Below are 6,219 nucleotides of genomic sequence, written 5' to 3'. Positions count from 1 at the left end.
AAATTTTCTTAGAAGATGAGGCAATTAAAGAGATTATTAATTGTCAAAGTGAAAAACAAATTTTAAATAAAATCAGAGAAAAATTTAATTAGGAGGGAGTAGAATGAAAAAGATAATTGTAGCATGTGGATCAGGAGTTGCAACATCACAAACTGTTGCATCAAAAGTTGAAAGATTATTGAAAGCAAAAGGATTAAATGTGAAAGTTGAAGCAGTAGATATAAAATCTATTTCCATGCATTTAAAAACTAGTGATGTATATATATCGATAGTTCCCCTAAAACAGGAACTATCAATTCCAGTAATCAGTGGAATACCATTTTTAACAGGAGTGGATCAAGAAAAAGAATTAGAAAAATTAATTGATATTTTAAAATAAATAAAAAGGGGGGTAAATATGGACAATATTCTGAATTATATATTAAATGATTTAGGTGCACATATATTTTTACCTATAGTTATGCTTACTGTTGGGTTAATTGTAAAAATGAAATTTAAAGATGCATTTAGTTCTGCCCTAACATTGGGAGTTGCATTTATAGGAATGGGTACTGTAATAGGGTTTATGTTTAATAGTATAGGACCAGCATCAGAGAGTTTAGTCAGAAATACAGGGATAGCGTTAAATGCAATAGACACAGGATGGTCTCCAGCTTCAACTATAGCTTGGGCATGGCCTTATGCATTTTTTCTTTTTCCAATTCAAATATTGATAAATATAGTTATGTTAGCTTTTAATAAGACAGATACTTTGAATGTAGATTTATGGAATGTTTGGGGAAAGGTATTTACAGCAGCTTTAGTATCCTCCTTAACAGGAAGTATATACATAGCTTTAGTTATTGCTGGAATTCAAGTTGTATTAGAACTTAAGATGTGTGATTTAACACAAAAATCGGTTCAAGAGGTCACTCACATTCCAGGGGTTGGATGTTCTCACTCAATGTTACTAAGTATGGTTATATTGTATCCTATAGATTTACTTTTAAGAAAAATACCTATAATGAATAAAAAAATGGACGCTGAAATTTTGAGAGATAAAATAGGAATTTTTGCAGAAAATCATGTTATGGGATTTGTAATTGGAGTTTTAATAGGATTTTCGTCAGGATATAATTTTAGTAAATCGTTAACTTTGGGGGTTCAAGCTGGAACTGCATTGGTATTATTTCCAATGGTTGCAAAATTATTTATGCAGGCTCTTTCACCAATTTCAGAGGCAGCATCTGAATATATGAAAAATAAATTTCCAGATAGAAATTTTAATATTGGTTTAGATTGGCCTATAATGGCCGGGTCATCAGAAATATGGGTAACGGCAATAGTTTTAGTTCCAATAACGTTGGTGTTTGCTGTTATATTACCCAAGAATACAGTACTACCGTTTGGAGGGATAATTAATATAGGTTTAGCAGTTTCAGTTATGATTTTAAGTAGAGGGAATTTAATAAGAATGTTTACATTAGGAGTAATAAGTGTTCCGTTGTACCTATATTCGGCAACATATTTTGCACCAATAATAACAAAACTAGCCTCTAATATAAATACAATAACAATTCCACAAAATCAGTTGATAACATGGTCATCAATTGAGACTCCTGTTCTTAGATGGATTTTTGTTCAAACTGGACAAATTGTTCAAGGTAAATTTATTGGAATTATTATCTTAGTTATTTGGGGAATATTATATCTATTTTTTTCTAAGGAGATGAAACAAAGAAATATAGAGTTACAAAAAAAATTTAATGGAGAGGATGTATAATAATGATTTTTACATTCACCTTAAATCCTGCAATAGATAAAATTTTAAAATTTAATTTTCCCATAAAAAAAAGAGAGAATAATAAAATTGAAGAGATTAACTATGATGTAGGTGGAAAGGCTACTCATGTTTCAATAATACTTTCCCAATTAGGAGTTAAAAATATAGCTATAGGTTTTTTAGGAAGTAAAAATTGGGCTATACTGAAAGAGTTATTAAAGAGTTATGGAGTCAGTTTTTTTTCATAGAGCAAGATGATTTAACCAGAGTTTCAACTATTCTAATAGATAATTTAAATGAAGGAAGCATAATGATAACAGAGAAAGGATTTACTATAGAAGAAAAAAGTTATCAGAAAATGATAAATTATATTGAAATGAATATAGAGGAAAATGATTTTGCAATATTTGCAGGAAGTCCACCTCCTGGAATCTCTTTAAAAAAATATAATTATCTAATAGAGATTGTTAAAAATAAAGGGGGAGAAGTTTTTGTAGATACAGCGGGTATATATTTAGAAGAGGCACTTAAGCAAAAACCATATTTAATAAAACCAAATTTATCAGAATTTTTAGAACTTTTAAAGTTGATAAATATTTGGAAAAAATTCATTTAATGGGAGCTAAAAATATAGTTTTATCATTGGGAAAAGAGGGAAGTATATTATCGACAGAAGAGGGAAATATATTTAGGATATATGCTCCCAAAATAAATGAAATAAATGACACTGGATGTGGAGACTCTTTTGTAGGTGGATTAATATCACAATTAAATGAAAAAAAGAATCTGTTAGATGCAGTAGTTTTTGCAACTGCAATAAGTGCTTCAAAAGCTACTAAAAAAGAAAGTTCTGGTTTTAATAGTGAAGAAACTGCGAGTCTATTAGCAAAAATTAAAGTAAATAAGTGGAGGTGAGAGTTTATGTTATTTGAAAATGAAAGAAGAGAGATGTGTGAAGTTGCAGAAGTAGCTTTTAATAGAAATTTAACAAACGCAGCAGGAGGGAATTTTAGTAGTAAGATAAATGATAATTTTTACCTAATATCTCCAACATTGATGTCCCAACAAAAGTTTTGTAGATTAAAACCAGAAGATATTTTAGTTATAGATAAAGATAGAAATATTATAGAAGGAGATGGAAGTTTAACGAGAGAGATAAATATGCATATGGCTATATATGAAGAAACTCCTTATGCTAAAGCAATACTACACGCTCATCCTAAAGAATCTATGGTTTTTGCCTGTTCAGGATTTCCATTTCCAAGAATAACAGAGTCTACACAAAAGCTAGGTGAGATTATAACACTACCTTTTGCTCCAGCAACAAGTGAGCTTTTAGCAAAAAATGTAAGAGAATATGTGAGAACTAGGAAAATGGAGATTGAAAAAAATCCTATAGTAATGTTATTAAATAAGCATGGAATTGTGGTTGTCGATAATAAGGGAATAAAAGCTGGATTAGATATCTTGGAAAGAGTGGAGTATGAGGCCTATGTAAATATACAAACAAGAATATTAAAATTAAGTGAGCATATAATATTAGGAGAAGAAAATAATAGCTGCAACTACAACTTAGAAGAATAAGTACTAATTTTAACTTGGAATTAATACATTAATAAAAGGGGGAATAAATGGAGTTAGAATTAGTTGTAAATAATAAAAATGGGCTACACTCTAGACCAGCCACAAAAATAGTTCAATTAGCTTTAAAGTATGATTCAACCATAAAAATATTTTATGGAGAGAAGGAAGCCAATTTGTCACTACTTAAATTAGGAGCTACAAAAGGGACTAAATTAAAATTTATACTAGAAGGAAAAGATGCAGATAAAGCGATATGGGAATTTAATAAATTATTTAAAGATAATTTTGGCGAAGATAATGAAGGCGATATAGAGCCTGAAATATTTTATAAAAAGAGCGAAGAATAAGAATATTTGAGAAATATTAGGGAGATGTAAATTCAAATCTCCCATTATTTTTTTATTATATATTTATGCTACTTTTTCTAATCTCAATTCCTGGTGATAGTTGAATCTCTTTTTTTGTTTTTTCTCCAGCTAAAACAATTTCAATTCCAGCTTTAACCATAGATTCTGTGGGTTGAGTGATACTTGTAATATCCAAAAGCTTAGACACTATTGTATTATCGAATCCAACTAAAGCTATATCTTCAGGTATTTTATATCCAGCTTTAATGGCTTTTTTCATAAATAGACAAGCAACCTCGTCATTAGAGGCAACATAGGCACTACATAAAAGTTTTTTATTCTGTAAAACTTTTTCAATTTCATCTCCCGTTAGAGCGACAGTGTCGACTTTAATAAATGAATCCGTTTTAAAGTTAAGGTTATTTTCCTTTAATACTTTTTTTACTCCATCAAGTTTTGGATTGTATTTTCTATTGTGTCCACCAATATATCCGATATTTTTATGTCCCTGTTCAATAAGGTGTTTAGTGGCAATCTCTCCACCTTCTACAAGGGAGGTTGTAACATAGTTATGCCCTGGAAAATCCTCGTTTAAAGCCACAAATGGAACATTAGTAGTCTCTAAAAAATCAAGATTTTGTTCATCTACAGGAGCGATAAGTATTCCCTCTACATTTCTAGCAAGCATCATTTTAATATGCTCAAATTCAAACTGAGCATTTTTTTCAGAGTTCATAACAAGTAGACTGTATCCCTTTTCTCTAGCTAGTTTTTCAGCATATTTAATCATATCTAGATAGTAGTAGTTGGAAAAACTAAAGACAATAAATCCTAAAATTTTACTCCCTATACCTCTCATAGTTTTAGCATTTTCATTAGGAATAAATCTGTATTTATCTATAAAATACTGTATTTTTTCTCTCACTTCTGGCTTAACTTTTTCTGGTTGGTTGATAGCTCTTGAAACTGTAGCTTGAGATACACCAACTAAATTGGCAAGCTCTGTCATGGTCATTCTCTTATTTTTCATATATTCTCCCCTATTAAATTAAACTATACATAGAGATAATAACTCATAAAACTGGTATAAGCAAATTTTTATGAAAAAAAATTTGACATTTCAAAAATCATGAACTATACTCACATTAAAACAAATGTATACGTATTCAAAACCAGGAGGGAAATTTTATGTTAAGAGTTGGTGTAATAGGAGCAGGAAATAGAGGAAAAGATGTATATGCTAATTTTATTCTAAAAAATAGTGATGAGGCAGAGATTATAGCTGTAGCAGAACCAAATCCTATAAAAAGAGATCAAATGATAAAAGCTCATGGAATTTTACCAGAGTATATTTTTAACTCTTGGGAGGAGTTTTTAGAGAGAGATAAATTTTGTGATGCAGTAATTTTAGCGACGGGGGATGATATGCACTTTGAACCTATGGAGCTCGCTATGAAAAAAGGGTATGATATTCTTCTTGAAAAACCTATGTCAAACAGGGTTGAAGAGTGTATTGATATAGTTAAAATGGCTGAAAAGTATGGAGTTAAAGTAATGGTCTGCCATGTGCTTAGATATACTCCATTTTTTAGTAAACTAAAAGAGTTAATAGACAGTGGAATAATTGGAGAAGTAGTTGATATACAACACAATGAAAATATAGGAAACTTCCACTTTGCCCATAGTTTTGTGAGAGGTAACTGGAGAAACTCCAACGAAACAAGTCCTCTTATTTTACAAAAAAGTTGTCATGATTTGGATATTTTATCTTGGCTTTTAAATGGAACTCCTTGTAAAAAAATAGCTTCTTTTGGAAATTTAAAATATTTTAGAAAAGAAAATGCTCCAGAAGGATCAGCAGATAGATGTCTAGAGTGTAAGTATATAGATAGTTGTATATATTCACCTAAAAAAATATACTATAACAATATTGGAGCTTGGCCAACTTTAGTAGCCAGTGAAATACAAACAGAAGAGGCTTTGACAAAGTCTTTAGAGCATAACCAATATGGAAGATGTGTCTATAAATGTGATAATAATGTTGTTGATAATATGGTTTCAATAATAGAGTTTGAAAATGGAGTAAATGTAACTTTTAATCTTTGTGCATTTACAGATGAGGTTTGTAGAACTATAAAGATTATGGGAACAAAGGGTGAAATAAGAGGAAATGATGCAAAAAACCATATAGAGGTCTATGAATTTGGAAAAGGAAATGGACGTTTTGCAAATGGAAAGAAAACTGAGATTATTCCAGATGTTTTAGAAGGTGGACATGGAGGAGGAGATACGGGATTGATGAATGATTTTATAAGTCTATGTCTAGGAAAACAAGAGGATTCTAGAACCAATCCAAGAACATCCCTAGAAAGTCATATAATGGCTTTTGCAGCAGAAGATTCAAGGGTCAGTGGAAAAGTTATCTATATGGATGAATATTTAAATAGATTTAACTAAAAAAAGGGGTTAACCATTAGGCTAACCCCTTTAATTATTTTCAAAATTCTCAAATATCTCAATAATCGT

General features: G+C 30.2%; 7 protein-coding genes and 1 pseudogene. 7 read left to right on the top strand and 1 reads right to left on the bottom strand.

What is annotated here, in order from left to right:
* Positions 1-103: 103 nt before the first annotated feature.
* The 6 genes and pseudogenes from ACMOUI_RS00200 (at position 104) to ACMOUI_RS00175 (ending at position 3,693) form a co-directional block, all read left to right on the top strand.
* Positions 104-379 carry a PTS sugar transporter subunit IIB gene (locus tag ACMOUI_RS00200; RefSeq protein WP_418963730.1) on the top strand — a complete coding sequence of 92 codons (276 nt, stop codon included), beginning with the start codon at positions 104-106 and terminating at the stop codon, positions 377-379.
* Between the two features lie 18 nt (positions 380-397).
* Entirely contained in the window at positions 398-1,762 is a 1,365-nt protein-coding gene (locus tag ACMOUI_RS00195) for a PTS galactitol transporter subunit IIC (RefSeq protein ID WP_418963729.1), read from the top strand.
* Positions 1,763-1,764: 2 nt separating this feature from the next.
* On the top strand, positions 1,765-2,010 hold the full coding sequence (locus ACMOUI_RS00190; protein ID WP_418963728.1) for a hypothetical protein: 246 nt from the start codon (positions 1,765-1,767) through the stop codon (positions 2,008-2,010).
* Between the two features lie 62 nt (positions 2,011-2,072).
* Positions 2,073-2,677 (top strand): annotated as a pseudogene (locus ACMOUI_RS00185) (1-phosphofructokinase family hexose kinase).
* 6 nt (positions 2,678-2,683) lie between these two features.
* On the top strand, positions 2,684-3,346 hold the full coding sequence (locus ACMOUI_RS00180) for a class II aldolase/adducin family protein (protein WP_418963727.1): 663 nt from the start codon (positions 2,684-2,686) through the stop codon (positions 3,344-3,346).
* A gap of 47 nt (positions 3,347-3,393) precedes the next feature.
* Positions 3,394-3,693 (top strand): HPr family phosphocarrier protein, encoded by a 300-nt coding sequence (locus ACMOUI_RS00175; protein WP_418963726.1) that lies wholly within the window; start codon positions 3,394-3,396, stop codon positions 3,691-3,693.
* A 55-nt stretch (positions 3,694-3,748) separates the two neighbouring features.
* On the opposite strand, the gene ACMOUI_RS00170 is transcribed toward ACMOUI_RS00175, so the two are convergent.
* Positions 3,749-4,723 carry a LacI family DNA-binding transcriptional regulator gene (locus ACMOUI_RS00170; protein WP_418963725.1) on the bottom strand — a complete coding sequence of 325 codons (975 nt, stop codon included), beginning with the start codon at positions 4,721-4,723 and terminating at the stop codon, positions 3,749-3,751.
* Positions 4,724-4,881: 158 nt separating this feature from the next.
* Between ACMOUI_RS00170 and ACMOUI_RS00165 the strand changes: the two genes are divergently transcribed.
* A complete protein-coding gene (locus ACMOUI_RS00165) occupies positions 4,882-6,150 on the top strand; it encodes a Gfo/Idh/MocA family protein (protein WP_418963724.1) in 1,269 nt (422 codons plus the stop codon).
* Positions 6,151-6,219 lie beyond the last annotated feature (69 nt).

This window comes from Cetobacterium sp. (assembly GCF_048470075.1).
GTDB lineage: Bacteria > Fusobacteriota > Fusobacteriia > Fusobacteriales > Fusobacteriaceae > Cetobacterium_A.
This window is presented reverse-complemented; position numbering and strand designations above follow the sequence as displayed.

What these genes read in the sequence shown, in the direction of transcription:
- ACMOUI_RS00180 (WP_418963727.1), top strand. Translation starts at nt 2,684, where the DNA reads ATGTTATTTGAAAATGAAAGAAGAGAGATGTGTGAAGTTGCAGAAGTA.
- ACMOUI_RS00165 (WP_418963724.1), top strand. Translation starts at nt 4,882, where the DNA reads ATGTTAAGAGTTGGTGTAATAGGAGCAGGAAATAGAGGAAAAGATGTA.
- ACMOUI_RS00190 (WP_418963728.1), top strand. Translation starts at nt 1,765, where the DNA reads ATGATTTTTACATTCACCTTAAATCCTGCAATAGATAAAATTTTAAAA.
- ACMOUI_RS00195 (WP_418963729.1), top strand. Translation starts at nt 398, where the DNA reads ATGGACAATATTCTGAATTATATATTAAATGATTTAGGTGCACATATA.
- ACMOUI_RS00200 (WP_418963730.1), top strand. Translation starts at nt 104, where the DNA reads ATGAAAAAGATAATTGTAGCATGTGGATCAGGAGTTGCAACATCACAA.
- ACMOUI_RS00170 (WP_418963725.1), bottom strand. Translation starts at nt 4,723, where the DNA reads ATGAAAAATAAGAGAATGACCATGACAGAGCTTGCCAATTTAGTTGGT.
- ACMOUI_RS00175 (WP_418963726.1), top strand. Translation starts at nt 3,394, where the DNA reads ATGGAGTTAGAATTAGTTGTAAATAATAAAAATGGGCTACACTCTAGA.